This window comes from Rhodococcus aetherivorans, assembly GCF_025722975.1.
GTDB classification, from domain to species: Bacteria; Actinomycetota; Actinomycetes; order Mycobacteriales; family Mycobacteriaceae; genus Rhodococcus; species Rhodococcus aetherivorans.
The window spans coordinates 356,844-383,779 of the sequence record NZ_CP106982.1 but is presented as its reverse complement, the minus strand read 5'-3'; the positions used below and the strand labels follow the sequence as shown (position 1 = coordinate 383,779).

The window sequence follows — 26,936 nt, the reverse complement described above, 5'->3', positions numbered from 1 at the left end:
CTCACACGTCGATCATGGAAAGTGCCCAAGGAGACGGCTTGCATCACAACGACAAAGACGAGGATGCCGTCATGACAGTCACGGACGATGCCGAACGGGCAGGCGACCCCGCCGACGGCGGCACCAGGACCACCGCGGCGGTGAGCGCTCCGACCGCCCGCACCGCATGGAGCATCACGTTCCTCGTGATGATTTTGCAGACGATCAACTTCGCCGACAAGGCCGTACTCGGGATCGTCGCCCGACCACTGTCCGAGGATCTGGGTCTGTCGAACGCAGACATCGGACTCTTGGGGAGCGTCTTCTACGTCCTGTTCGTGGTCACCGGGTTGGTGGGCGGCTTCATCGCCGACCGTGTGCGCATCGTCTGGGTACTTCTGGCTCTGGCCCTGCTGTGGTCGCTGGTTCAGATCCCGGTACTGCTGGTAGGCACGTTTACCGCGCTGATCGTCAGCCGCGTACTGCTCGGGGCGGCGGAAGGCCCCGCGAGTGCTGTGAACAACGTCGCGGTGTTCGGGTGGTTCCCCAAGAACAAACGCGGCCTTCCCTCGGCGGTGGTCAGCTCCGGTACGTCGCTGTCGAAAATTCTGATGGCACCAGCGCTCACGGTGATCGTCGCGGCATACGGCTGGAAGTCCGCATTCTGGACGCTGATGATCGTCGGCCTGGTGTGGGCGGCCGTATGGCTGATGGTCGGAAAGGACGGGCCGTACTCCGTGAGCAGTGCGCGCGAGGTGGCCCAGTCCGGTACCGCGGGCAAGGTGAAACGGGTGAGTCTCCTGCGGATTGTCGCGTTGCCCACCTTCTGGGGTGGGGTACTCGGCATGTTCGCCCTCTATGGCATGGTCGCAGTGATTCTGACCTGGCTGCCGTCCTACTTCGAGCAAGGGCTGGGCTTCAGCCGGGTCGACTCGGGGCTGCTCTTCGCCCTGCCGAGCGCGACCGGGATGGCTTCGATGTTGTTGGTGTCCTACATCACCGACCGGCTGGCCGGCCGTGGCGTGACCGTGCGGATCTCGCGCGGAATGGTCTCGGCGGTCGCATTGTTCGTCTGTGGCGGCATGATGGCCGCCATCCCGTTGGTGACCAGCACGTGGCTGGCGGTGTTCCTGGTCGTTGCGGGATACGGAGCCGGGGTGGCCAGCTATCCGCTGATGAATGTCGCGGTGGCGCACATCAGCCCGGAGCGTCAGGTCGCATCCACCCTGGGGGTCTTCACCGCATTGTTTTCGACCTCGGGCATCCTCGCGCCGTGGCTCACCGGTCGTCTCGTCGATGCGGCGTCGACACCGGCCGAGGGGTACACGACGGCCTTCGAGATCTTCGGTGTCGTGGCGATCATCGGTGCCGTGGTGATGGCGCTGACCGTGAATCCCGAGCGTGATCGCGCCCGTATCGCGGCGATCGACACGCTGACCAGGGCCGACCGCTCCGCCGGCGACGAGTCCTGACGGTTCCGGCGCAGACCCCACGCAGCCTGACCACGTGGGAGGCCGGAACATGCAATCACCGTGGCCTTCGTCGCCAAGAGACCGGGAAGGGCCTCGGTCCTCGCCGGCTTCGCGTTCAATTGCTTGGTGGTCCCTGCCGTTCACGGCGGGCGCGTCAGCGTCGACAGAACATCGAGACAGTGGACACTTCTGCGGTTCACGGTCGCCTCGCTGCAGTGCTGGGCAGGAGGTGATCTTGCCGGCGTTCTCCGAACTGCTGGACCCTCGGTCGAGCGACTGCGGTTGATCCCCGATCGGCGACGACCAGGCCTTAGGCTACCTCGCCACCCGACACCTGATCGATCTCTGACATTCCGACATCGCCGTCCTGTCGGCCCGTTGTTCACCTCGACCGCCTCCGGACGCCTCGCCGGCGCGAGGAGGACGTTCCAGAGGCCGAGATCGAAGTCGACCCGGACCGGATCGTCGAGACAGGCTTCGGTATAGAGAGCGGCGAGGAAGCCGGACGACGGCTCTTCGCCTCCTCGGCACACGCTACAGCCGCCTTCGCCGCCATGACCACCTCAGGGTCATGACGGCAACTCCCCAGCGGTCGCTGGCGATCGGCGACGATATCGACCTCGTCGGATACCATGACATCTCGTTGTCGCAACGACTTCCGGTTCCCCTGACGTCGGAACGCACGCCCTTCGATCTGCTCGCTGCCACCGCACCCGATCTGATGCTCGGCCCCACAGCCGATCCGATCCGCCGCGCCCTACCCGCCCTGATCCCCAGACCCTTCTCGGGGTTACACAGAGCCAGCGCCGAATCCCTGCGCTGACAAGCCGACTCACCGGTGCGTCCGTACCGCGCTCGGCCGGTGCGACGGACGATGTCGAGTCTCGGAGCAGATGCCCGCTTGGATCTCGAGGGCGCTTCCCGTTCGCGGATCGGCCCGGGCTCACCGCCCGTTCACCTTCTCGTTCCCTTTACCTGGTTTCGGTCTCCTACGGTGCCCGCGTTGAACCGATTCGACGAGGGAGTACCTGTGAGTCCGAAGCCCCTGCCGCTGATCGTCACGCACGACGGCACATCGTCGCGCGCCGCCGTCACCTGCCGCTACAAGTGCGGCAACGCGTGTTCCCACGCGGTGCCCAACACCTCCGGGGGCGAGTACTTCGGCGACATCGTGCGCACCGCCCTGACCCGGCGCGGCGTGCTGCGCGGCGGCGCGATGGCGGTTCTCGCGGTCGGTGCGGGCGGCGTGCTCGCCGCGTGTTCCGACGACGCGGGCAGCACCGGCGGCACCACGACGTCGGGCCCGGCGGACCTCGGCCCCGTGCCCCCCGGCACCGACTTCACCGCCGTCGCGCCGAACACCGACGACGCCGTGACCGTCCCCGAGGGCTACGACCAGGCCGTCGTGATCCGCTGGGGTGACCCGGTGCTGCCCGACGCGCCGGCCTTCGACATCGGCAACCAGACCGCGGCCGCGCAGGAGAAGCAGTTCGGTTACAACAACGACTTCGCCGGGCTGCTGCCCGTCGACGGCGTGCCGAACACCTACCTGCTGGTGGTCAACCACGAGTACACGTCCGAGCCGTTCATGTTCGCCGGCTACGACGCCGAGAACCCCACCGAGGAGCAGGTGCGCATCGGCTGGGCCAACCACGGGCTGTCCGTCGTGCAGGTCAAGGGCGAGGCCGGATCCGGGCGCCTCACACCCGAATTCGGCCCGTACAACCGCCGGATCACCGGCCTGACCGAGTTCGCCCTCACCGGTCCCGCCGCCGGAAGCGACCTGGTCAAGACCGCCGCCGACCCGACCGGAACCCGCGTGCTCGGCACCCTGAACAACTGCGCCGGCGGGCTCACCCCGTGGGGCACCGTGCTCTCCGGCGAGGAGAACTTCAACCAGTACTTCGCGAACGCCGAGAACGTCACCGATCCCGTGGCCGCCGAGCGACTGGCCCGGTACGGCCTCGAGGGCGGCGCCTCGGAACGGCTGTGGGAGCGCTTCGACCCGCGCTTCGACATCGTCGCTACCCCCAACGAGGTCAACCGGTTCGGCTGGGTCGTCGAGGTGAACCCGTGGGACGCGACGTCCGTGCCGGTCAAGCACACCGCGCTCGGCCGGTTCAAGCACGAGGCCGCGACGATCCACGTCACCGGCGACGGCACCGTCGTCTCCTACAGCGGCGACGACGAACGCTTCGACTACATGTACAAGTTCGTCTCCTCCCGGACGATGCAGAGCGGCACGTCGCAGGCCGCGATGCGGCACAACATGACGCTGCTCGACGCCGGAACCCTGTACGTGGCCAAGCTGACCGGCGATGCGCCGGACGAGATCGACGGCAGCGGTACGCTTCCCGCCTCCGGCACGTTCACCGGCACGGGGGAGTGGATCCCGCTGCTGCGCACCGCCGAGGACGGCCGCGGCGAGTCCCTGGTCGACGGCATGACCGCCGAGGAGGTCGCCGTGTTCACCCGTCTGGCCGCGGACAAGGTCGGGGCCACCAAGATGGACCGGCCCGAGGACTTCGAACCGAACCCGGTCACCGGCAAGATCTACGTGGCGCTGACCAACAACTCCAAGCGCGGCGAGGAGGGCAAGGCCGCGGCCGACGTGGCGAACCCCCGCAACAACAACAAGAACGGGCAGGTGCTCGAGCTCGACGACGACCACGCGGGCACGTCGTTCACGTGGAACCTGCTGCTGGTCTGCGGCGATCCGGAGGCCGCCGACACCTACTTCGGCGGCTTCGACAAGGCTCAGGTCAGCCCGATCTCGTGCCCGGACAACCTGGCGTTCGACCCGCACGGCAACCTGTGGATCTCCACCGACGGCAACGCGCTGAAGTCCAACGACGGGCTGTTCAGCGTCGTGCTCGACGGTCCGCGCCGCGGCGAGACCCGGCAGTTCCTCACCGTCCCCGTCGGCGCGGAGACGTGCGGGCCGATCGTGCAGGAGAACCGCGTCGTGGTGTGCGTGCAGCACCCGGGCGAGACCGACGACGCCACGTGGGACGCCCCGTCGTCGCACTGGCCCGACGGCGGCACCGCCCAACCGCGCCCGGCCGTCGTCGCGGCCTGGAAGTCCGACGGCCTGATCGGCGCCTGACCCCGTGCGCGCTTCTGGTAGTAGCCGCTACCAGAAGCGCGCACGGGCGCCGTCAGGCGTCGAGGCGGCGCGCGAGGTCGACGAGGTCGTCGGCGATCACGTCCCAGTCGTGTTCGGCGTGCAGGTCCGTGGTCTGGGCCGGGCCGTGTTCGGTGGGTCGCGCGAAGAACGCGGTCTTCAGGCCGCAGGCGCGCGCGGCCGCCAGGTCCTCGTTGTGGGCGGCGCACATGCACACCTCGCCCGGCTCCAGGCCCAGGATGTCTGCCGTGCGCAGATAGGCCTCGGGCATGGGTTTGTAGGCCTGGGCGACCTCCGCACCGAGGATGGCATCCCAGGGCAGACCCGCGCGCTTGGCGATATCGACCATCATGCTGACGTTGCCGTTCGACAGCGGCGCGACGACGAAGCGCTGCTTCAGCCGCGTGAGCCCCTCGACGGCGTCCGGCCACGGATCCAGTTCGTGCCAGGCACGGTTGAGCTGATCGAGTTCGTGCCCCGGTATGCCCGCCGGGTCGATGCCGAAGCGGCGCAGGGCGTCGTCCAGGTTCTCCCGGTGCAGCACGTCGAGACGCACGAAGGGCCGCCTGCCCTCGCGTACCGCCTGCATGGCCGGTTGGTAGCGCGCGCGCCAGGCATCCGCGAACTCCGCGGGTTCGACACTGCTCCCGTGACGAGCCAGGAACGGTGCCGCCGCGCGCGCGATGCTGGTGCGCCAATCCACCACACTGCCGAACACGTCGAAGACGAGTGCCTTCACGCCGGACATGCTCATACGGTGCCTCCTGGAATCGACCGACCGTGCCGATGTTGTCACAGTCGGGATACCCGGCGCGTCAGCGCAACACCGCCTCCCCGAGGAACTCGCACGCCTGCAACGCCAGCGCGATGTCCAGCTTGTCGTGCACCGCGGGCGCGCGGGTCGGGTCGCCGAGGGCCTTGTTGATCCGGTACTTGACGGTGTTGCGGTGCAGGTTCAGCCGTTCGGCGGTGTGCAGGTGGCTCTCACCGGTGGCGAAGTAGGTGCCGAGCGTGACCCGCAGCATCGCGGCCTGCTCGGTGTCGTCGGCGAGCGGGCCGAGGATCTCGCCCACCCACGCCCGCGCGGCGTCGAGGTTGCGGGCGAGCAGCGACACCACGGCGACGCCGCGATCCCCGAACCCGATGACCCGCCGGGTGCACGTGGCCTGGGCCACCGCGATCGAATACGCGGCCTCGGCCTGTTCGTGCGAGCGACGGAAACCGGCGAGGCCGGAGCCGGGCAGGCCCAGCGCGAGGCGGCCGGCGGGATGGGATCGGACGACGGAATCGAGTGCTGCCGTGTCGATCGTCGGCCGGTGCCGATCGAACGGCAGCCAGGCCCACACCGTGCGCCGGTCGATGGCGGTGAGGATCGGCGGGGCATCCGACCCGAGGTGCACCGCCACCGCGCGCACCAGCCGGTCCAGGGGATTGATCGCGCCGTCCGCGGATTCGGTTGTCGTCCAGACGATCACCCCGACATGACAGCGGTCGAGCCGGTACCGGGTCTCCGCCTCGAACGCCGCGACGTCGGTTTCGGATCCGTCGACGAGGCCGTGGATGAGGGCGGAGTGCACGTTGCCGCGCACGGCCGACCACCGGCGCCGTTCCTTCTCGTACGCGTCGAACACGTACAGGGTGATCCAGTCGATGTACCGGTAGACCACCGCGGAGATGTGCTCGATGACGTCGAGTGTCACCTGCGGCGGGAGGTTCATCGACCGCACCTCGTCGAAGCACAGCCGCATGAGGTCGTTCTGTCCCATGTGGTACGCACGGACGAGCGAGTGCGACGGCACGTCGCGCTGCGCCAGCCGCAACGCATATTCCACTGCCGCCGTGGTGGGTTGGAGGTGTTCGGCGGGGATCTCGTTGGTGAGCACGTGGATGATCGTCGCGATGTTGCCGTGCACGCTCGCCTCGAGCAGCTCGACGAGATGCGGATCCTCGTCGAGGTGAGCGATCTCCCGCGCCATCATCGCGGTCATGGAACGGGTGATCTCCCGCTGGCGGGCGTCGAACCGGCGCGCGACCTCGGCGACGACGCGCTGAACCTCGTCGGCGGCCGACGGTGCGCCCGTCGACCGCCCCGAGACCACCGGCTCAGCCACGGCCGGCGCTCCGCAGGTGCCGCAGCGCCGATTCCGCGGCGTTGTAGCCGCACATCCCGTGCGCGCCCGCCCCGGGCGGGGTCGAGGCCGAGCACAGGTAGACCCCGGGAACCCCGGTGCTGTAGGGGTCCAGAGCAATTCGCGGCCGGAACACCACCTGCAGGTCGGCGTTGGCGCCCCCGATGATGTCACCGCCGACCTGGTTGGGGTTCTGTCGCGCGAGGTCGGCGGGCGCGGTGACCGCGGTGGCGACGATGCGGTCCCGGAACCCCGGGGCGAACCGCTCGATCTGGGCGACGATCGCGTCCGTCGCGTCGCCGGTGTAGCCGGCCGGGACGTGGGCGTACGCGTAGAGCGGATGCACGGAGCCGCGGGAGCGGGTCGGGTCGGCGACGTACTGCTGGCCGAGCAGCACGAACGGCCGCTCCGGCATGCGTCCCGTCGCGACGTCCCGTTCGGCCCGGGCGATCTCGGCGAACTCGCCGCCGAGGTGGACGGTGCCGGCCTTCCCGCATTCCGGGTCGGCCCACGGAACGGGACCGTCGATCGCGAAGTCGACCTTGAAGGCGCCGGGAGCATGGCGGAACCTGCGGTAGGACTTGGCGATCCGCGCGGGTACCGCGTCGCCCAGGATGCCGAGGGCGGCCTCGGGGGCGACGTCGAGGAGCACGACGTCCGCGGGCGGCAGATCCGCGGCACGGCGGACCCGGACCCCGGTGTGCACCTTGCCGCCGTGCTCCGCGAGCTGCGCGGTCAGTGCCCGCGCGATCGCGGCGGAGCCGCCCTCCGCCACCGGCCACCCGTAGCGATGGCCGGCGGCGGTGATCATCAGACCCACGGCGGACGTGGCGGGCCGGTCCAGCCGGTGGTAGGCGTGAGCGGCGACCCCGCCGAACAGGGCACGTCCCTTGGGGGTGCGGAACCAGCGGGCCGAGGCCGTGGCGGGCAGCAGGGCCCGGGGCCCGAACGCCACCAGCCGCAGCGGGTGCCGCGGGACGTTGAGCACCGGCCGCATCAGGTCCGCGGCGAGCCCGTCGAACCCGGTTGCGAGGTCGGCGAACATCCGCCGCCACCGCGGGCCGTCCTCGCCGAGGCCGGCCGCGGTGACGTCGAGGGATCGGTGCAGCAGGGCTGCCTCGCCCCCGTCGAGGGGATGGGCGCAGTCGATCTCCGGCCACCGCCACCGCAGCCCGTAGCGATCGAGGCCGAGGGTCTGCAGGTAGGGGGAGCCGGCACCCATGGGGTGGAAGGCGGAGCAGTGGTCGTGGACCAGGCCGGGGACGGTGAGCTCGCCGGAGCGGGTGCCGCCACCGATCTCGTCGGCTGCCTCGAGTACCTGGACGTCCACGCCGCTGCGGGCGAGGTGGACGGCGGCAGCGAGCCCGTTGGGTCCGCTACCGACCACGACCGCCGTACTCACGCTGTGACCTCCCGCTGTGCGGCTGCCCGGTGGGCGCCCTCGCGGTCCATTGTCCACTGCACGTCGAACGGGATGGGCCCGTTGGGCAACCAGGGCTGCTCGGCGACGGCGTCGGCGACCCTGTAGGTGCCGCGTTCGATCACGCCGAGGGCCGCGTCGATCACCTTGTATTCCTGGGTGCCCTTGTGGATCGGCTGGGATTCGATCCAGGCGACGACGAACTCGCCGGGCGCGAAGTTGCAGCGCCGCTGGATCGCGGCGATCAGGTGCTCGTTGTGCAGGTGCCCGTCACCGAAGTTGAAGGCGACGATCGAGTTGCAGGAGAACTCGGCCTCACGCAGGTCGTAGGTGTCGATGTCGTCCCCGAGGTGGCGCATCATCAGGGAGATCAGCGCCCGGCCCTGGCTGTGCATGGACCGCCAGCCCAGGAGCTGGTGCATCACGACGTCCGCGACGTCGGCGGGGTAGGTCGCGAGCAGCTGGGTGCGGGTGTTCTCGGCGGCCCGCACGATGTGCCGGTTCAGCTTCTCCTCCGCACCCGGGGCGAACGCCCAAGTGGCCGAGGCCCAGTTGCCGGCGTACTGCCGCATCGACGGCAGGAACGAGACCAGGTCGGGGCGCAGGTTGCCGAGGACCGGGAAGAAGCACAGCGCGGCGGTGATCGCGCCCGCCAGCCACAGCGACGACATGTCGGTCACGGCGTAGCCGTCCCAGGCGGGGAAGCCCCAGAACAGGAAGACCGTGGCGTAGGCGAACAGCAGGTTCCATTCCAGCGGCACCGCGAGCGGGAACGTCGAGGCGATGAAGAAGTGGAACGCCACCATCAGCAGCACCGCGAGCAGCGTGAGCGTGCGGTTGGTGGAGAACAGCAGCACCAGCGGGGTGACGATCTCGACGAACGTGCCGAGGACGTGGGCGACGCCGCTGCCGAGGTGCGAGGGCCGCAGGTCGTTCGGGAAGCTGCGGTAGTGCATGCGCTTGACCCGCTTGGACAGCATCCACGGGGTGTTGCTGATCATCGGGGGGACCACCATGGCGAAGTGGCGGCCGAACTTGGAGACGCCGGCGCCGACCCAGACGGTGACGATGAGCAGCTTGAGGGCCACGATCATGTCGACGAAGGGCAGGAAGGTGAAGAACACCATCGCCGGCAGGTACTGCTCGCTGCGGGCGGCGATGAAGATGACCTTGTCCCGCAGGCCGATCACGATCAGCAGCACGATCAGCGGCGCCACGACCGCGGGGCGGACGAGGCCGGCGTTGTCGGCGACGAGCGCGTCGACGGAGGCGGAATGCACACCCGGAAGAACGACGGCGACAATCAGATTGGCGAGCAGAAGGGCGTAGAGCGCCACGTCGCCGACGGTGCGGCGGTCACCGGACGTGCCGGGCACCTTGCCCGGCCACGGTGGGAGCCGGATCGTCTCGGGCTTGAGCCAGTACCGGAAGCCACCGGTCATCGGCTTGAAGTGCCCGGCGAGCGGACCCCACGACCCGGCGAGACCGAGCGCCTCGAGCAGCACGGTCCACAGGATCAGCTTCTGGTAGACGATCGGCTGGTTCCACCACGACGAGACGTCGAGCCACGACAGGCCCGAGGTCAGCGTCGCCAGGGCGGTGCCGGCGCCGATGTAGAGGAACAGCAGCTTGAGGATGTAGACGGTGTGCACCATTTTCGGCGTGCCGAATCCGTAGTCGACCCAGTGGGTCGACATGGCCCGCAACCGACCCCGGAACGGGAGGTCGCGGAACGTGGCGGGGTCCACTTCCGGGAAGTGGCCGGTCTTGAAACCCATGGGAATTCGCCTTTCGAGTAGGGGTTGCCGCCCCACCGGCCCGGGGCCGGCGAGTCGGGGTGGAGCGTGTGGTGTCCTCGGGAGCGGTCAGGCGTGCACGGGAGCACCGTGGCTGCGCCGCAGGCCGGGTTTGTCGATCTTGCCGACGGGGTTGCGCGGCAGGGCGGCGACGACGTGCACCTCGGCGGGCACCTTGACCCTCGTCAACCGCTCGGCGAGGTAGGCGAGCAGTTCGGAGTCGGTGACGGTCCGCTCGGGATAGGTCACGACGTACGCGACGGGAACCTCGCCGTACACCTCGTGCGGCGCGCCGATCACGGCGGACTCGAGGACCGCGGGGTGCGTGGCCAGGGCGTTCTCGATCTCCTTGGGATACAGGTTCTCCCCGCCGCGGATGATCATGTCCTTGATGCGGTCGACGAGGGTGAGGTATCCGTCCTCGTCGAGCCGGCCGACGTCGCCGGTGTGCAACCAGCCGTCGACGACGGTGCGGGCGGTCTCCTCGGGTCGGCCGAGATAGCCGCGCATCACGTTGGGCCCCTTGATGAGCACCTCGCCGGTGGCCCCGGCCGGCAGGTGCCGCCCGTCGGGTCCGGCGATGGCGATCTGCTGGCCGGGCAGCGCGGGGCCGACGGTGCCGAGCTTGCGGGGGCCGTCGATCGGGTTGCACGCCGACGCGCAGGTGCCCTCGGTGAGCCCGTAGCCCTCGACCACGACCAGGCCGAAGCGCTGCTCGACCCGATCGAGAAGTTCCTTCGAGATCGGGGCCGCGCCGCAGATCGCGAAGCGCAGCGACGAGGTGTCCACCGGGGTGTCCAGCGGCTGGGAGACGAGCAGGGCGTAGATGGTGGGCACGGCCGAGAAGTAGGTCGGCCGCAGCCGTGCCACGTCGTCGAAGAACCGGGCCGGGGAGAACCTGCCGGTGATGCTGAGCTGCGCCCCGGCCAGGATCGGCGCCAGGAAGCTGACCGCGATCGCGTTGACGTGGAACAGCGGCAGGATCAGCAGGCAGTGGTCGGCCTCGGTCAGCTGCAGGTGCGTGCGGAACGAGTCGGCCATGAACTGCAGGTTCGCGTGGGCGAGCTGCACGCCCTTCGGGCGGCCGGTCGAGCCGGAGGTGTAGATCAGCAGGGCGGTGTCGTCGGGACGGGGATCGGCGCCGGCCGACCATCCGGCCGGCGGGGCGGTAGCCATGTCGTCCACGTGGATCAGCGGGCGGCCGCCCGACGGGGCGTCGGGACCGGCGCCCAGGACGAGTACGGCTCCCGCATCGTCGATCTGGTACTCGGCCTCGGTCGCGGTGAACGCGGGATTGACGGGGGTGGCCGTCGCACCCAGCCGCCACGCCGCCATGAGGGCGACGAGGAGTTCGGCCCGGTTCGGCAGCATCACCGCGACGACGTCACCCGCAGCGATCCCGTGCTGCTGGAGTTGCGCCGCGAAACCGTCGACTCTGCGGGCAAATTCGGCGTAGGTGAGTTCCCGGTCGTCGTCCCGCACGCAGGGCCGGTCCGATTCGCGGTGCCACACCAGATATTCGATCGTCACTACCGTCGGTCCTTTTCTCTTCGGCTGACCACAACGGTAGTGACGGGGATCACGTCCCGACTACGGCCTCGCGGGCTCGAGTTCCGACGGGGTGTTGTCCTCCGAGCACAACACCGCGCCGCCGGCTGTCGTTGCAGCCGGCGGCGCGGAGCGGATCGTCAGTGGGCCGGATTGCCCGAGGGGGCGGGCTGCGGCCCGCCGGGTCGCGGCTCCGCGTCGACGTGCATCGCCCGGGCCAGCGCCCTCTCCTCCGGCGGGGTGGCCCGTTCGCCCCCGCGCCGGCGCAGGTACCGGGTCTTGAGGTGGTACGCGGCGACGATGACCGCGAGCGCGATCAGCGACTGCACCAGTTCGGCGCGGGCGCCGGTGAACCACATGCCGACGAGGATCGCGACGATGACCGCCGTGACGACGACCGGCAGGACCGGGTAGAGCCACACCCGGAACTGCAGGATCTCCGGCGACGTGCGTTCCCAGCGGCGGCGCAGCACCAGCTCCGACAGGCAGATCATGATGTACACGAACAGGCAGATCGCACCGGACGACGTGACCAGGTACAGGAAGATCGTGTCGGGCCAGACGTAGGCCGCAACGATGCACACGTATCCGACGAACGTGCACGACAGCACGCCCTTCAGCGGGACACCGCGGGAGTTGACGGCCGTCATCCACGCGGGTGCGTCGCGGTGGGCACCGAGCACGAACAGCATGCGCGAGGCGGTGTAGAGCCCGGAGTTCAGGCACGAGAGCACGGCGACCAGCACCACGAAGTTGAGGATCTCGGCGGCCCCGGGGATGCCCAGGACGTCGAGGGCGGCCACGAACGGGGATTCGCCGACGACATAGCTGTCCCACGGCAGCATGGTCACGAGCAGGAACGTCGCGCCGACGAAGAACGCCAGGATCCGGAACACGACGGTGCTGGTGGCGCGGCGGATCGCCGCGGCCGGCTCCTTCGACTCGGCCGCGGCGATCGTGACGAGCTCGGCCCCCGTCATCGAGAAGATGACGGCGACCACCCCGACCATGACGGGGGTAAAGCCGTGGGGCAGGAAGCCGCCGTGTGCGGTCAGGTTGCCGAAGGACAGCTCGGCCCCGGGCCAGACGCCCAGCACGTAGAGACCGGCCAGGACGAGGAACGCGATGATCACCGCGACCTTGATCCCGGCGAACCAGTACTCGGCCTCGCCGAAGTTGCCGACCGACAACAGGTTCACGACGGTCATGATCAGCAGCAGGCCGGCGGCCATCAGCCACAGCGGCACGCCGGGGAGCCAGCGGGCGAGCAGGGTGGCCCCGACCACGGCCTCGATCCCGACGACGACCACCCAGAAGTACCAGAACAGCCAGCCGGTGGCGAAGCCTGCCCAGTTGCCCATGGCGTCGCGGGCGTATTCGGTGAACGAGCCGGTGCAGGGCTTGGCGACGGCCATCTCCCCGAGCATGCGCATGACCAGGAAGACGATCAGCCCACAGATCAGGCAGGTGAGGATGGCGCCGGGGCCGGCCTGACCGATGATCGCGCTGATCCCCACGAAGAACCCGGCCCCGATCACCCCTCCCATGGACAGCATGGTGAGATGGCGCTTCTTCAGCGCGTGGCCCAGGGTGTCGGACCTTTCGGCCGGTGGATCGGTATGCACGGCACTCCCTTCGAGACCTGATGTGCGGCCGCCGTCGTGTGCCGGTTCCGGCGTTACGGCGGCGCTGTCGCTCGGATGGGAGAACACTATGGCCGTGATGTGACCCACGACATGGCCGCCGCGTACAGGGGCCGGTGTCACACTCGCCGTGGCGGCGATTGTCCGCCGGATTCAGACCGGTTGCGGCGCGTCCGGCGACGCTTCGTCGCCCGACGGCGCGGGAACCGTCGCGCCCGCGCGCGGGGTGAGCAGCACGTAGCTGCCCGCGGCCAGGAGCACCGTCACCACCGGGGCGAGCTGCGCCCATGTCGCGCTGACCTCCTGCACGGTGAGCGCGATGCCGGCGACCGAGGAGATCAGCCACGCCAGCGCCCCACCGGACGCGGTGCGGGGCATGGCGTGGCCCCGATCCCGCAGCACGTAGACCACCGCGATCGCCACCCAGGCGGTGATCAGCACGCCCTGCCAGGCGAGGGCCTGCAGCAGGTACCCCAGCACGTCGGTGAGCATGAGCAGGTATGCGAGCACGGCGGTGACCACCACCCACACCGCTCGGGGCACGTCGATGCGCAGTGCCCGGTGGACGAACACCTGGAGGTTGGTGGAGGCGAGATAGAAGTTGGCCGAGTTGATGCGGGTCTGGGACACGATGATCAGCAGCACCCCCGCGAAGCCGAGGGAGCCGACGACCGCCTCGACCACGCCGGTCTCGGTTCCGGCGATGTCCCAGGCGCCGAGGAGATAGAGGCCGACGAGCCCGTTCACACCGAAGGTCAGCGCATAGAACACCCAGCCGAAGGTGACGGTGCCGTGGAAGGCGGCGTCGGTGCGGCGACCGAGCCTCGCGTAGTCGAAGGTGTACATCATCAGCACCCAGACGCCCATGTAGACGAGGTAGGCGGTGAGCCAGCCCGGAAGCGGACCCGATGCCACCGTGGCGGTGAGCCATCCGGTGGGGTAGCCCTGCTGCACGGTCGCGGCCACCACGACGGCGACCATGCCGACGAGATAGAACGGCAGCAGGATCCCGTTGAGCTTGTCGAGCCACGCGGCGACACCCCCGATCACCACGGGAATCATGTACACCGTGCAGAGCAGGTACCACAGCCTGATGTCGCCGCCGAAGTACTCCTGCAGAGCCACAGCGACGATGGAACCCTCGAAGACCCCGTAGTAGAGCGCGGTGGCCGCGAACAGCGCCGGGGCGAGCAGTGAGCCGACGGCGCCGAACATGCGCCGGGACAGCAGCTCGACCGACAGGCCGGTGTGGATCGCATAGCGGGAGAGCACCAGATTGACGACGCCGAAGGTGGCGATCGAGGCAGCCATCCCGGCGAGGGTGGCCGGTACCCCGACCGCGCCGGCCGAGGCAACCGCGATGTAGAGCCAGAACATGGCGCTGAACATGGCCCACCAGGCCATCGTCAGCGACCAGCGGGACAGACGCCCGGATTCGGGCACGATTTCCCGCTCCGCGGGGGATCCGGGAGCAGATTCGGTGAGGTGATCGGACATGGGGTCGCCTCTCGGGGGGGAGGGAATCCGAACCGGCGCAGGGGCGCACGACCGCCCGCAGCACCGGGGGCGGGAGGTTCGGCAGGGGAGCTTCGAGGGAGGGTGGAGAGCGCGAAACCCGTTGCGGGGCAGCGGTGTCACTGCCCCGCAACGGGGATTCAGGACCAGTGTGCGACGGAGCGGGTCCGCAGCAGATCGCGGAACTGGGCGGTGGTCGTGGGCAGCAGCTCGCCGGTGCCCCAGTCGACGATCACGCCGTAGCGGCGCACGAGGTCGAGCATGGACAGCTCACCGCTGCGGTAGCGGGCGGCGACGGTTTCGGGGTCCTCGTCGAGCCAGCCCTTGCGCGACACGCGGATCTCCTCGCGGACGCGCTCGGTGGCGTCGTGGTCGAGCTCGTAGCGGTCGATCTCGGGGTCCACCGGCACGACGACGACGCCGTAGTCCAGGGCGGCGCGCTCGACGGAGACATATCCGTCGATCACGTCCTCGAGCACGGCGTCCGGGTCCCGCTGCAGCGGATCCCCGTAGCCACCACCGCCCGCCGACGGCCGCTCGAACGAATCTCCGGACTGGACGGGCACATTCGAGAACACGGACCCGAGGAAGCGCTCCTCGGGGGTGCCGCGGTTGAGCCACACACCGTGCGGGATGGACGGCAGGCCGCCCTCGATGCCCCAGGTGACCGAGCGGGAACGGTCACAGCAGTACGACATCACGCTGCTGTCGCTGTCGGTGAGGATGCCGCCCTTGGACAGGCCGCACCCGCCGCGGTATTCCCCGGGTCCACCGGAATCGGTGATGATGGCGTGCTCGCTGGTCAGCACGGGGGTGAGGCGTTCCTGCCCCTCGCACGGCTGCACGGCCAGGCCGATACCGAACACCGGTGCGGTGGCGCTCGATCCGTCCTTCGAGCTGCGTCCGCCCCAGCCGCCGGCCATCCAGTCGTACCACATGAAGAACGGCCGGTCGTCGGTGCGGGCGTCGCGGCCGCCGACGAGCAGGTACTCGAGGTTGAACGAGCACGCGATGGCGCGGGAGGGCACGACCTTCGACCACAGTTCGAAGATCGCGTTCATGATCTTCTCGTAGGGACCGGAGCAGAACCCGGTCACCGCGTGCGGCCAGCCCGCGTTGACGACGGTGCCCTCCGGTCCGAGGTCGGTGCGGATCGCGTTGTACAGGCCCGAGTTCAGCGGCACGTCGGGGAAGAACGACTTGGTGCCCGCCACGATCCCGGAGAACGCGGTGCCGTAGCCGCTGTTGAGGAAGCTGGCGACCGCCGGTGCGCTGCCGGTCAGGTCGTAGCTGAGCTGGTCGCCCTCGATCGTCATGGTGACGCGGATCGGGACGAGCCCCTCGGGCCGGGCGGGATCGGAGTCGAGGTAGTCCTCGGTGGTCCACGTGCCGTCCGGCAGGTCGGCGACCCGGCTGCGCACGATGCGCTCGACGTAGTCCTGGACCTCGCGCATCGCGTCGGTGACGGTACCGCGCCCGTATTTGTCGACGAGTCGGTGGATTTCACGTTCACACACGCCCGTGGCCTCCGCCTGGGCGTGCAGGTCGCCCATGCTGATCTCCGGGGACCGGGTGTTCGCGACGAGCAGTTTCGCGACGTCCGCCAGGAATCGGCCCTCGTGCCACACCCGGACCGGGGTGATCCGCAGGCCCTCACCGAAATGCTCGGTGGCGGTCACGTCGAACGACCCGGGGACGCTGCCGCCGATGTCGGCCCAGTGGCCCTTGTTCTGCGCGAAGGCGATGAGGACGCCGTCGGCGAAGATGGGCCGGACGAAGCTGACGTCGTTGAGGTGGGTGCCGCCCCGGTAGGGGTCGTTGACCATGAAGATGTCGCCGGGGTTGATGTCGGAGCCGAATTCCTCGAGCACGGCCTTGCACTGGAAGTGGAGGGTGCCCACGTGGACCGCGATGTCCTGGCTGCCCTGCATCACGGTGTTGCCCTCGGCGTCGCAGAGCGCGGAGGAGAAGTCCCGCGAGTAGATGACGAACGAGTAGCAGGTGCGCAGGATCTGCTCGGACATCAGGTCGACCGAGGTGGCGAACGCGTTCTTGAGGACCTCGAAGGTGACCGGATCGAGGGTGGGGGACGTGGTGGTCATCGGGTCTCCTGGATGTCGATGCGGATGTTCGCCCACTCGTCGATCGTGGCGGTGGTCCCCGGGGGGACGACGGTGGTGGAGTCGAGCTGGGTGATCACGGCCGGGCCGGGGATGCGCGTACCGAATTCCAGTGTGTCGCGGTCGAAGACGGGGGTGTCGAGCCGGCCGCGCGCCTCGTCGAAGTAGACGTTGCGCCGCTCGACGGGCGCCGGCTCCGCGGTGGTGGGTTCGGAGGTGCGCGGGAAGTTCGGCTTCGGCGTGGTGCCCACCGCGCGCAGCCCGATCTGGTAGATCTCCACGGGTGTGTCGTCGCGCCGGAACGAGTAGTCCCGTTCGTGCTCCTCGTGGAACCGCTCGACGGCCTCCGCGAGGAAGCCGGGGCCGCTGCCGGCCGCGACGGTGAGCGAACGCCACTGCCCCGCGTAGCGCATGCTGATATGACGATCGAGGACCATCCGTTCGGGTTCGACCCCCTCGTGGCGGAGACGCTGCGTGCCCTCCTGCTCGAGCCGCAGGAATTCGCGCTCGAGCGCGGTGGTGTCGACCTCGTCGACGCGGCCCTGGAACATGGCCGACAGGTCGTGCCGGATGTCGACGAGCAGGCACCCCTGCGCCGAGGTGATGCCCGGATGGGGCGGCACCACGACGGTCGGAATGGACAGTTCCTTCGCGAGGGCCGCGCCGTGCAGGGCGCCCGCGCCGCCGCAGACGACGAGGACGAAGTCGCGCGGATCGTAGCCGCGCCGAATGGACAACAGCCGCACCGCATCCGCCATGTTGGCGTTGGCCACCTGGATGATGTTGCCGGCCGCGGTGTCGGCGTCGAGACCGAGCGGTCCGGCCACGCTCTGCTTGATCGCGTTCTCCGCGGCCGCCACGTCCAGGGTGAGGCCGCCGCCGATGAGGGTGGTGCCCAGGCGGCCGAGCAGCACGTTGGCGTCGGTGTTCGTCGGCTCGGTGCCGCCGCGCAGGTAGCAGGCGGGTCCGGGGGAGGCGCCGGCCGACTGCGGCCCGTTGCGCAGCGAGCCTGCCTCGTCGAGCCAGGCCAGCGATCCGCCGCCGGCGCCGATGGTGAGCACCTCGATGCTGGGGAAGGAGATGGGGAAGCCGTACTCGACCTGCCACTGCTTGGTGGTGCGGACCTCGCCGTCGTAGACGAGCGAGATGTCGGTGCTGGTACCGCCCATGTCCAGGCCGATCGCGTTGGGGTATCCGCAGCGGGTGGCGATGTCGGCCACGGCGATCGCGCCGGCGGCGATGCCGGAGGCGGCGAGCCGGACGGGATACTTCTCCACCATCGCGGGGGTCATCGAGCCCCCGCCGGAATGGAGCAGGAGCAGGTCGCCGTCGTATCCGTCGGTGCGCAGCTGCGCTTCGAGCCGGTTGACGTACCCGCTGACCAGGGGTGCGAGCACGGCGTTGGCGACGGTGGTGGAGGCGCGGTCGTACTCGAAGATCTCGGGGAGGATCTCGCTGGAGGTGGAGACGGTGACGTCGGGCAGCTCGGCCTCGAGCAGTGCCCGCACGCGCTGCTCGTGTGCGCTGTTGACGTAGCTGTTGATCAGGCACACCGCGACGGTCTTGATGTTCTTGCGGCGCAGGATGCGGGCGATCTCCCGGACCTCCGACTCGTCGAGCGGGGTGACGACCTCGCCGGCGTAGTCGATGCGTTCGGTGACCTCGTACCGATCACGGCGGCGGATGTAGGGGGTGCCGACGTCGACGTACGTGTCCCACAACTCGTCCTTGGTGCCGTCGCGGATCTCGAGCACGTCGCGGAACCCGCGGGTGGTGACGAGGGCCGCGGGCGGGAAGTTGCGGGTGATGAGCGCGTTGGTCGCGACGGTGGTGCCGTGGGAGAACAGGGTCACCTCGGTCAGGTCGATGCCCGCGGTGCGCACACCGTCGATCACGGCGCGCATGGGATCGTCCGGGGTCGAGGGAACCTTCGCGATGCGGGTGGTCGATGCGCTCTCGTCGAAGATGCACACGTCCGTGAAGGTGCCTCCGACGTCCACGGCGACGCGCAGGTGGGGATTGCGGGATGTGATCATCGTCATACTCCTGGGTCGGGTGGAACCCAGTATTCGGCCTGGTCGCGGGGCCATCAATTGGAGAAAGTGAATCGAGTTCCCCGAATCGTTGGAGATCTTCACACCCATGGGAGAAAGATGTCGGGCATGCTTCCGGACCGTTTCCGGCTCGTCGACCTGCTGCTCGAACCCGACCTCGGGCTCCGGCTGGCGACCGATGCCGACCCCAACGTGGGAATCACCGGCGCGCACCCGATCGAGATCGAGAACCCGACCCGGTGGCTGCGGCCGGGGTCGATGATGCTCACCACCGGCTCGCGCTTCCCCGGCCACGAGCACCCGCAGCAGGCCTATCGCGAACTGATCCGCGAGCTCGTGGGGTCCGGCATCGCCGCGCTCGGGTACGGCGTCGGGGTGATCACCGACGACGTCCCCCGGCCCCTGCTCGACGAGGCCGAGCGCCATCGGTTCGCCGTGGTGGCGATCCCGCCGGAACTGCCGTTCATGGAGGTGGTCGGACGTGTCAATGCCGCGGCGCAGGCGCAGGACTCGATGCTGCTGCGCCGCACGCTGCAGATGCAGAACCACCTGCTCGAGGCGATGACGGCCGAGTCCCCGGAGGCCGACCTCGTGGCCCGGCTCGCCGGGCTGCTCCGCAGCAGCGTGGTCCTCTACAACGAGGTCGGCGACGTCGTGGCCTCGGCGGGTGGCGCACCGGTGCACCTGATCCGCAATCAGCTGCGCGGCCGGGACGGCCGGCTGCTGTTCCGGGTGGGCCGATGGTCGGTGAGCGCGCACTCGATCTCGCCGGGCGGCCAGCACTACTGGTTCGCCCTCGCGTCCAAGAGCAACGAACTCACCGATCCGCTCACCGCGCCCGCCGTCGAGGTGTCGCTGAGGCTGCTCAACACGATCGAACGCACCCGCCAGCGCGCCACCATCGAGAACCGCGCGCGGCACGCCGCACTGGTGCGGGCGCTGGCGTCGGGCGATCCGGCCGATTCCGACACCGTCCTGGACCAGCTCGAGATGCTGCGGTTCGGCCCCGAGCCCGATATGCGGATGCTGGCCTTGTCCGCCGCACCCGACTACGACAACCGCCGATGGGTGTTCCGGGCGAACTCGCTGCTCGATGCCGTCGAAACGGACGTGTCCGGGCTGGCCCGCGACATCGGGCTGACCCTGCTGCTCGCCCGGGGCGAGGGGGGCCTCGTCGGAGTGGTCCCCGCCCGGGCGGAGGCTCTCGACTCCTGGTCGAACAACCTTCCACAGGGGTTGACGTGCGGCTCGAGCGAGCCGTTCACCGATCCCGCGCGCGGGCCCGACAAACTGCGCGAGGCGCGCTGGGCGCGACGGGCCGCCGAGCGGCTCGGCCGCAGCACCCAGCGCTTCGAGGACGTGAGCCTCGCGGACTGGTTGCTGGCGGGCCGCGACCCGGGGCCCGCTCTCGCGCGCGCCACCGCGGTCCTGGCCCCACTGCTCGACGGCCACGACGACCTGGTCGATTTCCTCGTGCTCCACCTGGCCCGGGACCTGGACGTGGGGCGGACGGCGCGGGAGCTGAACCTGCATCCGAATACCGTGCGGCACCGGGTGAAACGAGTCGAGGACCTGCTGGGCCGGTCCCTGCGTTCCCCCCGGGACGTCACCGACGTGCATCTGGCCCTCGAAGTCCTCGCCGAACACCCCACCTCCTAGCCGCCCGGTGCGGGGAAGGATCGTCATCATGGCCATCACCGTGCGTCGGCTCACGACGCTGCCGGAGCTCGGGCTCACTCTCGTGGCGGGTCGCGACGGAGCCGACCGTGTCATCGAGTGGGCGCATCCGATCGAGCTTCCCGACCCCACCCCGTGGCTCTCGGGTGGAGAGCTCGTGATGACCACCGGACTGGAGATCGGCGCCGGCGCCGACGAGCAGTTCGCGTACCTCCAGGGTCTGGTGGGGGCCGGCTGCGCGGCCTTGGCGTTCGACACCGGAACCCGGTTCGACCGCGTGCCCGACGGTCTGCGCGCCGCGGGTGACGCGCTGGGGTTCCCGGTGCTCGCCGTGCCCGCCTCGACGCCCTTCATCGCCATCACCCGGGCGGTCATCGACGAACTGACCGCCGACCAGGTCCGCGCGGTGCAGCGGGTCGTCGATCAGCAGGAGCGGCTGGCCCGGGCCACACTGCGCGGGGGTGTGCCCGCGGTCGTGACCGCGCTCGGTCAGGCCCTCGCCGGAGCCGTCGCCGTCGTCGACGCCGACGATCGCGTACTCGCCGAATACGGGTCCGACACGACGCGGGCGGTCCGGCATGCGCGCGGGGTGGCGGAGTCGGCGTCCCGATCTCCGCGGCGGCGGCAGATGAGCAAGGTGCTGGCCGACGCCGCCGGGCACTACACCGTTCAGAGCATCGCGGCGGCCCAGGACCTCTACGGATACCTCGCCGTCGGCACCGCGGAACCGCTCCCGCCGGCCGACCGTCTGCTCCTCGCCCACGCCGTGTCGCTGATCTCCATCGAGCTCGGCAAGCCCGCGAAGGTGCAGAGCGCGGAACAGCGGCTGCGGGCCGTCGTCACCCGGACACTCTTCGACGCACCCGAACGCATGGACGCCGGCCTGCTCCGCTATTTCGGGTTCGAACCGACCGACACCGTCGCGGTCGCCGTGCTGACGGAGGTCGGCCCGCTGCTGCCGGCGGAACGACAGGTCGGCGCAGTCCTCGCCGCGGAGGGCGTACCCCATCTGGCGGCCTCGGTCGGCGCGGATGTCGCCGTGGTCGTGCCGGCCGACCGGGCACGCGAGATCGCGACCCGGGTCCAGGACCGGGTCCGCGCGCAGCTCGGCCGGCCGGTCCGGTGCGGGCTGGGCGGTCCGTGCGGCGTGAAGGACGCGAACACCAGTGTGCAGCAGGCTCTCTCGGCGGTCAGGGCAGCGCGGAACGGGGGCCGGACACCGGTGGCGTTCGCCGAGCTCGGTACCTTCTCGGTGTTGCTGGGCATGCAGGACCCGGACGCGCTGCAGGCCATCGCCCGCACCGGACTCGAAGCACTCGATGCCTACGACGCGAAGCACGGATCGAGCGGAAGACTGGTCGAGACCCTCGCCGCGTACCTCGAGCACAACGGCCAGGCCGAGAGCACCGCCGCCGCGCTGGGCATCCACCGGCACACCCTGCGGAACCGGCTCGCCCGCATCACCGAACTCACCGGCCGCGACCTCGACTCGATCCACACCCGGGTGGAGTGGTGGCTGGCCGTCAAGGCCCGGGAGATGCTGGACGGCCGTGGCGGATAGGTGCCGACGTCCGGTCGCAGCGCCTCGACGAGATCCTCACCCCGGCCGCGCCCCGGAAGATTCAGGTGCGGTACGCGTCGGCGCGGTGGGAGATCGCGGTGACTCGGACCTGGCGGGTGTTCTCGTCGATCAGGTACAGCACCCGGTAGGAGCCGCGGCGGGCGGAGCAGGCCGGTGCCAACGGTGGGGCGAGTTCGTTGCCGACCCGGTGCGGGTTTTCGAGGAGGGGTCCGGTGAGGAACTCGTACACAGCGGCGGCGACCTTCTCGGGCAGGGTCCGCTCGAGCGCACGGGCAGCGGTACGGGCCACGATCAGGGTGTAGGGCTCGCCGGGAACGCTCACTCGTCGCCGGGCTTGCCCGCCGACATGATCTCGGCGAGGGATGCGGCATCGAGGCTGTCCCCGGCCTCGATCTCGGCCATTCCCGTGAGGTGGTCGGCAAGCAGGGACTTCTCGGCCAGCACGGCAATGGTCTCGCGCAGCGCGTCGTAGTCGTCGGCACCGAGCAGCACCGCGGCCCGGTGCCCATTTCGGGTGATCTCGAACCGCTCGTGGGTGCGCTCGGCCTCGTCGACCAGACGGGAGAACTGCGCCCGCGCCTCGGCCACCGGAAGAGTCGTCATGTACATAATTGTAGCCAACATTTCGGCTGACCGCTGCGACCTCGACTCGATCCACACCCGGCCGGAGTGGTGAGCGGCCGTCGAGGTCCGGGAGATGCCGGGCGGCCGTGGCGGACGATCCGGACCCGAGCGGGGGATGCAACGCGGCGCAACAGTTGTGACGCGCGATCGTTTCGAGTGTGCTCCGAGTCACATTCTCACGAGTCGCATTCTCACGGGAAGGACACTCCGATGCTCCACGCTCCCACGGCCGGTCCCGAACTGCGCCGGCGGAGCTGACGAAGAACCCCCGAGGACACGGTCCGCGATCCGGCAGCCGACTCCGGCCACCACACCACTCACCGATCTCCTCGGCCGACGTTCCCCTCGCCCCTCGTTTCGAGGGCATCACAGAAGGTTTCGGTACCCCATGCCCGAACGCTCGCACGCCGACACGTCCCCGGGGTGGCTCGGATTCGGTGTCGCCAACACCGCCGTGATCACCACCGCCTCCGTCGCGGCGTGGTATCTGCTCGCCGACCCGCGGCTCAGCCCGTTCGACCTGTATCCGTTGCCGTTCAACGCCGCCCTGTTCTGGGCCCTGCTGTTCGTCGTGTGGGCCGGATTCAACCTCGAACTCTGGGGATTCGACCGGCTACGGCAACCCTGGCGCGGCATTGCGTTCCTCGGCGCCGCATCGGCTTTCGCCGTCGTTGTCACGTATGCCCTGGCGAGCGGAATCGGCCACCTGTATCCCGACTACGCGGCCGCGCGTCCCGACGGCCTGGGCTACTTCACGGGCGCGTTGTTCGTCCTGTTCGGCTTCTCCACGTGGGTCCTGGTGGTGCTCAACTGGGGACACTGGCCGTGGACCGATCTGGGCCTGAAACAGCCGTGGGTCGGCGCCTGCGAGATCGTCTCCCTCCTCGTCCCCACCGCACTCCTCTATCTCGTGTTGGGTGTACCCGCGGTCTCGGAGACGGTTCGGGAAGGCACAGCACTGCTCGGCATCGACACACTGCTCGGCTGGTACTACTCGATCATCGTCGCGATCGTGCTCACCGGACAGACCTGGGAGAACTGGCCGTGGCGGCTCGCCGGCAGCCGCATGCGGGTCGCACTGGTCTCGACGGTCGGCAACATCGTGCTCGGCACCGTGCTGTTCGCGGCACTGCGTGCGGTGTGTGCGGTGCTCGTCGGACCCGGCACGGCAGCCGAACCGGGCTTCCCGCTCGATCAGTTCCCGGCCCAGCTGGGCGTGTGCTGGGTCGCATGGATGATTCTGTGGGCCAACGCCTTCGGTAACAGGCCGACGGGCGGCGGGGCCGTGGTGAACCTGCTGTCCCGCGCAGCGATCACGTTCGCCCTCGCCGTGACCACGTTCGTCCTGTACTACTACGTGATCGCCGAGATCGTGCTCCACGAGCCGGCCGTCGCCGGCGGCCTGCACGGCAACGCCCTCGGATTCATGGACCTGTTCGCGTTGGTGACGCTCCTGTACGTCGTCGGCTTCGAGTCCTTCGGTCTGCGACGGCCCGCAGCCACCGTTCCCGCCCCCGAGGATCGCGCCGTCGCGCATCCCTGATCGAGGGAGGGGACGGACGACGGAGGCGCCCGCCGTTCGGTTCGGTGCGGCACGACGCCCGTCCCGCCGCGGCCGGACGCGACGGGACGGGCACTCCTCCGGTTCCTGCCGGTCAGTCCGCGGCTCCACCCAGGGGTGGCGGGGCCGAACGGTACCGGACCGGAGTCCTGGAGAAGCTCAACGGATTTCCGACCTGCGGCGTGGCGCTTCCCGGCACGGACACCACGGCGTCGAGGCCGAGACGCCGCGCGAACTCGAATGCCTCGGCGACGTCGTTGATGGGTCCGGCCGGAACACCCACGCGGGAGAGTTCGTCGTACCAGTGGTCGGCCCCGGCCGTGACGAGGATCGAGGTGATCTCGGCGCACAGTTCCTCGCGGTGTGCGACGCGCAGCGGGTTGCTGCGGAAGCGCGGATCGGTGGCCAGCTCCGGCGCGCCGATCGTCTCGGCGAGCCGCGTGAACTGCTTGTCGTTGCCCACCGCCAGCGCCAGCGGCCGGTCCTTGGTCGTGAACACCTCGTACGGGGCGATGCTGGGGTGCCGGTTTCCGAGGATGCCGGGCACCACCCCGGCACCGAGGTACGCCGACGCCTGATTGACGAGCGACGACAGGAGCGCGGAAAGAAGGTTGGTCTCGACGCGCTGCCCCTCGCCGGTGCGCTCCCGATGATGCAGAGCGGCGAGGATGCCGGCGAGGGCGTGCAGGCCGGTGAGCACGTCGACGACCGCGACACCCACCTTCGTCGGCGTACCGGCCTCGGGTCCGGTGATGCTCATGAGCCCACCGACGGCCTGCACGAGCAGGTCGTAGCCCGGCAGTGCCGCTCCGTCCCCGCTCCCGAACCCGGTGACGGAGCAATAGATCAGCCCCGGGTTCACGTCGAGCAGCTCGTCGTAGCCCAGGCCGAGCCGCTCCATGGTGCCCGCCCGGAAGTTCTCGACCACGATGTCCGCGCGCGCCACGAGCCGGCGGGCCTCGGCGCGGCCGTCCTCCGACGCGAGGTCCAGGACCACGGAGGTCTTGTTGCGGTTCACCGAGTTGAAGTACGTGGCCGAGCCCTCGTCGTCGTAGGGCGGTCCCCACGCGCGGGTGTCGTCGCCGGTGCCGGGACGTTCGATCTTGACGACCTCGGCACCCATGTCCGCGAGCATCATCGTGGCGTAGGGGCCGGCGAGGACCCGGGTGAAGTCGGCGACGACGATGCCGTCGAGTGCGCCCCTGCTCATGCGATCGGCCTCCCGCCGCGAAGGTAGACGGTCGTGGTGTGGGTGAAGAACTCCCGTGCGGCGCGGCCCTGTTCCTTCGGGCCGTACCCGCTCTTCTTCGCGCCGCCGAACGGGACGTGCGGGTCGGCGCCGGCGGATTCGGAGTTGATGTGCAGGATGCCCACGTCCAGGTCGTCGAGCGCCCCGAGGGCGCGGGTGAGGTCCTGGGTGAACACCGCCGCCGACAAGCCGTACTCGCTGTCGTCGGCGAGCGCGAACGCCGACTCGGCGTCGGCCGCCCGGCACACGGCCAGTACGGGCCCGAACAGTTCCTCGCGCCACACGTCGAGCCGGGTGCCGGGCAGCTCGAGCACGGTGGGCGGCACGTAGAACCCGGCCGCCAGTTCACCGTCCTCGTAGGGCCGGCCCCCGCACAACACTCGGGCACCCTGGCGTACCGCCTCGTCGACCCCCGCCCGGATCGACGCCCGCGCCGCGGCGTCGACCACCGGACCCATGTGGACGTCCTCGTCCAGGGGGTTGCCGACGGTCCACTTCCCGATCCGGGCGACGAGTTCACCGACGAACTCGTCGGCGACGTCGTCGGTGACGATGAGCCGGGAGGTCGCCGTGCACTTCTGCCCCGACGACCGGAACGCGCCGAGCAGCACCTGTTCGGCGGCGAGATCGAGGTCCGCGTCGCCGAGCACCACCGCCGCGTTCTTGCCGCCCATCTCCGCCTGCACCGGCACCCCCCGGGCGGCTCCCGCCGCCGCGAGGCTCCGGCCCACCGCCGTGGAACCGGTGAAGGTCAGCGCGTCGACACCCGGATGGTCGGCGATGCCGGCGCCGACCGCCCGGCCACCGATGACGAGGTTGAGCACCCCCGGCGGCAGGCCGGCGTCGGCGAGGGCCTGCATCAGCCGCATGGCCAGCAGCGGCACGGTGCCCGCCGGCTTCCACACCACGGTGTTGCCGTAGGTCAGTGCCGGGGCGATCTTCCAGGCGGGGATGGCGATGGGGAAGTTGAAGGGGGTGATGACCCCGACCACGCCGACGGGCTTGCGCGCGACCAGGATCTGCTCACCGCGGCGGGGGGAGGCGAACATCTCGCCGGCCTCCCGGTCGCCCTCGCCGCCGTAGAAGCGCAGGATCTGGGCCGCGCGGAGCACCTCGGCGACGCCTTCGCCCCGCGTCTTGCCCTCCTCCCGGGCAAGTTCCGCGCCCCATTGCGACGCGGACGATTCGACGACGGCAGCCGCCCGGGCGAGGACGGCACCGCGCTCGTGCGCCGGGGTTCTCGCCCATGGCCGGGCCGCGGCGCGCGCGGCGCCCACGGCCCGGTCGACGTCGTCGCCCGTGGCCGCACGACCGCGGGCCACGGTGACGTCCGGCTCGGCGGGGCTGATGCTCGCCAGGGCCTCGGCCCCGCCGTCGAACCACTCGCCGTCGATGTAGTGCTGCAGCAGAACGGGTGTCGTCATCGTGTGTCCCTTCGACGCT

Annotated in this window: 18 protein-coding genes and 1 pseudogene; 6 read left to right on the top strand and 13 right to left on the bottom strand. The window is 69.9% G+C overall.

The window, feature by feature from the left end:
- Positions 1-14 precede the first annotated feature (14 nt).
- The 3 genes and pseudogenes from OCS65_RS01745 to OCS65_RS01735 all read left to right on the top strand — a co-directional run bounded on the left by OCS65_RS01745 (position 15) and on the right by OCS65_RS01735 (position 4,557).
- A complete protein-coding gene (locus OCS65_RS01745; RefSeq protein WP_263508574.1) occupies positions 15-1,451 on the top strand; it encodes an MFS transporter in 1,437 nt (478 codons plus the stop codon).
- 286 nt (positions 1,452-1,737) lie between these two features.
- Positions 1,738-2,274 (top strand): annotated as a pseudogene (locus OCS65_RS01740) (substrate-binding domain-containing protein); the annotation flags it as partial.
- Positions 2,275-2,481: 207 nt separating this feature from the next.
- The gene (locus OCS65_RS01735; protein ID WP_263508572.1) at positions 2,482-4,557 is read left to right on the top strand and encodes a PhoX family protein; all 2,076 of its coding nucleotides are present in this window, start codon (positions 2,482-2,484) and stop codon (positions 4,555-4,557) included.
- Positions 4,558-4,609: 52 nt separating this feature from the next.
- Here OCS65_RS01735 and OCS65_RS01730 read toward each other — a convergent pair whose 3' ends face one another.
- From OCS65_RS01730 to OCS65_RS01690, 9 genes are all read right to left on the bottom strand, one after another.
- On the bottom strand, positions 4,610-5,329 hold the full coding sequence (locus OCS65_RS01730; RefSeq protein WP_263508571.1) for a haloacid dehalogenase type II: 720 nt from the start codon (positions 5,327-5,329) through the stop codon (positions 4,610-4,612).
- A 61-nt stretch (positions 5,330-5,390) separates the two neighbouring features.
- Positions 5,391-6,686 (bottom strand): PucR family transcriptional regulator, encoded by a 1,296-nt coding sequence (locus OCS65_RS01725; protein ID WP_050036186.1) that lies wholly within the window; start codon positions 6,684-6,686, stop codon positions 5,391-5,393.
- Positions 6,679-8,106 (bottom strand): phytoene desaturase family protein, encoded by a 1,428-nt coding sequence (locus OCS65_RS01720; RefSeq protein ID WP_263508569.1) that lies wholly within the window; start codon positions 8,104-8,106, stop codon positions 6,679-6,681. The genes OCS65_RS01725 and OCS65_RS01720 overlap by 8 nt, the downstream gene beginning before the upstream one ends.
- Positions 8,103-9,902, bottom strand: coding sequence for a DUF3556 domain-containing protein (locus OCS65_RS01715; RefSeq protein ID WP_263508567.1), 1,800 nt, complete (start codon positions 9,900-9,902; stop codon positions 8,103-8,105). Before OCS65_RS01715 ends, OCS65_RS01720 begins: the two co-directional genes overlap by 4 nt.
- Before the next feature lie 87 nt (positions 9,903-9,989).
- Positions 9,990-11,450: a class I adenylate-forming enzyme family protein gene (locus OCS65_RS01710; protein WP_263508564.1), complete on the bottom strand. Its 1,461-nt coding sequence runs from the start codon at positions 11,448-11,450 to the stop codon at positions 9,990-9,992.
- Positions 11,451-11,608: 158 nt separating this feature from the next.
- The gene (locus OCS65_RS01705) at positions 11,609-13,093 is read right to left on the bottom strand and encodes an amino acid permease (RefSeq protein WP_050036188.1); all 1,485 of its coding nucleotides are present in this window, start codon (positions 13,091-13,093) and stop codon (positions 11,609-11,611) included.
- Between the two features lie 171 nt (positions 13,094-13,264).
- Entirely contained in the window at positions 13,265-14,608 is a 1,344-nt protein-coding gene (locus tag OCS65_RS01700; RefSeq protein WP_050036189.1) for a purine-cytosine permease family protein, read from the bottom strand.
- Between the two features lie 158 nt (positions 14,609-14,766).
- Positions 14,767-16,728, bottom strand: a complete 1,962-nt coding sequence (locus tag OCS65_RS01695; RefSeq protein ID WP_050036190.1) for a hydantoinase B/oxoprolinase family protein — start codon at positions 16,726-16,728, stop codon at positions 14,767-14,769.
- The gene (locus tag OCS65_RS01690) at positions 16,725-18,788 is read right to left on the bottom strand and encodes a hydantoinase/oxoprolinase family protein (protein ID WP_029546737.1); all 2,064 of its coding nucleotides are present in this window, start codon (positions 18,786-18,788) and stop codon (positions 16,725-16,727) included. The genes OCS65_RS01695 and OCS65_RS01690 overlap by 4 nt, the downstream gene beginning before the upstream one ends.
- A gap of 111 nt (positions 18,789-18,899) precedes the next feature.
- On the opposite strand from OCS65_RS01690, the gene OCS65_RS01685 reads away from it, so the two are divergent.
- Complete coding sequence (locus OCS65_RS01685) at positions 18,900-20,459, top strand: PucR family transcriptional regulator (RefSeq protein WP_006932166.1); 1,560 nt, start codon at positions 18,900-18,902, stop codon at positions 20,457-20,459.
- A gap of 28 nt (positions 20,460-20,487) precedes the next feature.
- Positions 20,488-22,038 carry a PucR family transcriptional regulator gene (locus OCS65_RS01680; protein ID WP_263508562.1) on the top strand — a complete coding sequence of 517 codons (1,551 nt, stop codon included), beginning with the start codon at positions 20,488-20,490 and terminating at the stop codon, positions 22,036-22,038.
- A 61-nt stretch (positions 22,039-22,099) separates the two neighbouring features.
- Here the strand turns inward: OCS65_RS01680 and OCS65_RS01675 are convergent, their stop codons facing one another.
- Both OCS65_RS01675 and OCS65_RS01670 read right to left on the bottom strand, forming a co-directional pair.
- Entirely contained in the window at positions 22,100-22,381 is a 282-nt protein-coding gene (locus OCS65_RS01675) for a type II toxin-antitoxin system RelE family toxin (protein ID WP_006932158.1), read from the bottom strand.
- Entirely contained in the window at positions 22,378-22,668 is a 291-nt protein-coding gene (locus tag OCS65_RS01670) for a type II toxin-antitoxin system Phd/YefM family antitoxin (RefSeq protein ID WP_006932157.1), read from the bottom strand. Before OCS65_RS01670 ends, OCS65_RS01675 begins: the two co-directional genes overlap by 4 nt.
- A gap of 403 nt (positions 22,669-23,071) precedes the next feature.
- On the opposite strand from OCS65_RS01670, the gene OCS65_RS01665 reads away from it, so the two are divergent.
- The gene (locus OCS65_RS01665) at positions 23,072-24,226 is read left to right on the top strand and encodes a hypothetical protein (protein ID WP_006932156.1); all 1,155 of its coding nucleotides are present in this window, start codon (positions 23,072-23,074) and stop codon (positions 24,224-24,226) included.
- A 112-nt stretch (positions 24,227-24,338) separates the two neighbouring features.
- Here OCS65_RS01665 and OCS65_RS01660 read toward each other — a convergent pair whose 3' ends face one another.
- Together OCS65_RS01660 and OCS65_RS01655 are read right to left on the bottom strand one after the other, a co-directional pair.
- Positions 24,339-25,454 carry a CaiB/BaiF CoA transferase family protein gene (locus OCS65_RS01660; RefSeq protein WP_006932154.1) on the bottom strand — a complete coding sequence of 372 codons (1,116 nt, stop codon included), beginning with the start codon at positions 25,452-25,454 and terminating at the stop codon, positions 24,339-24,341.
- Positions 25,451-26,917: an aldehyde dehydrogenase family protein gene (locus OCS65_RS01655; RefSeq protein ID WP_231772250.1), complete on the bottom strand. Its 1,467-nt coding sequence runs from the start codon at positions 26,915-26,917 to the stop codon at positions 25,451-25,453. Before OCS65_RS01655 ends, OCS65_RS01660 begins: the two co-directional genes overlap by 4 nt.
- Positions 26,918-26,936: the final 19 nt, after the last annotated feature.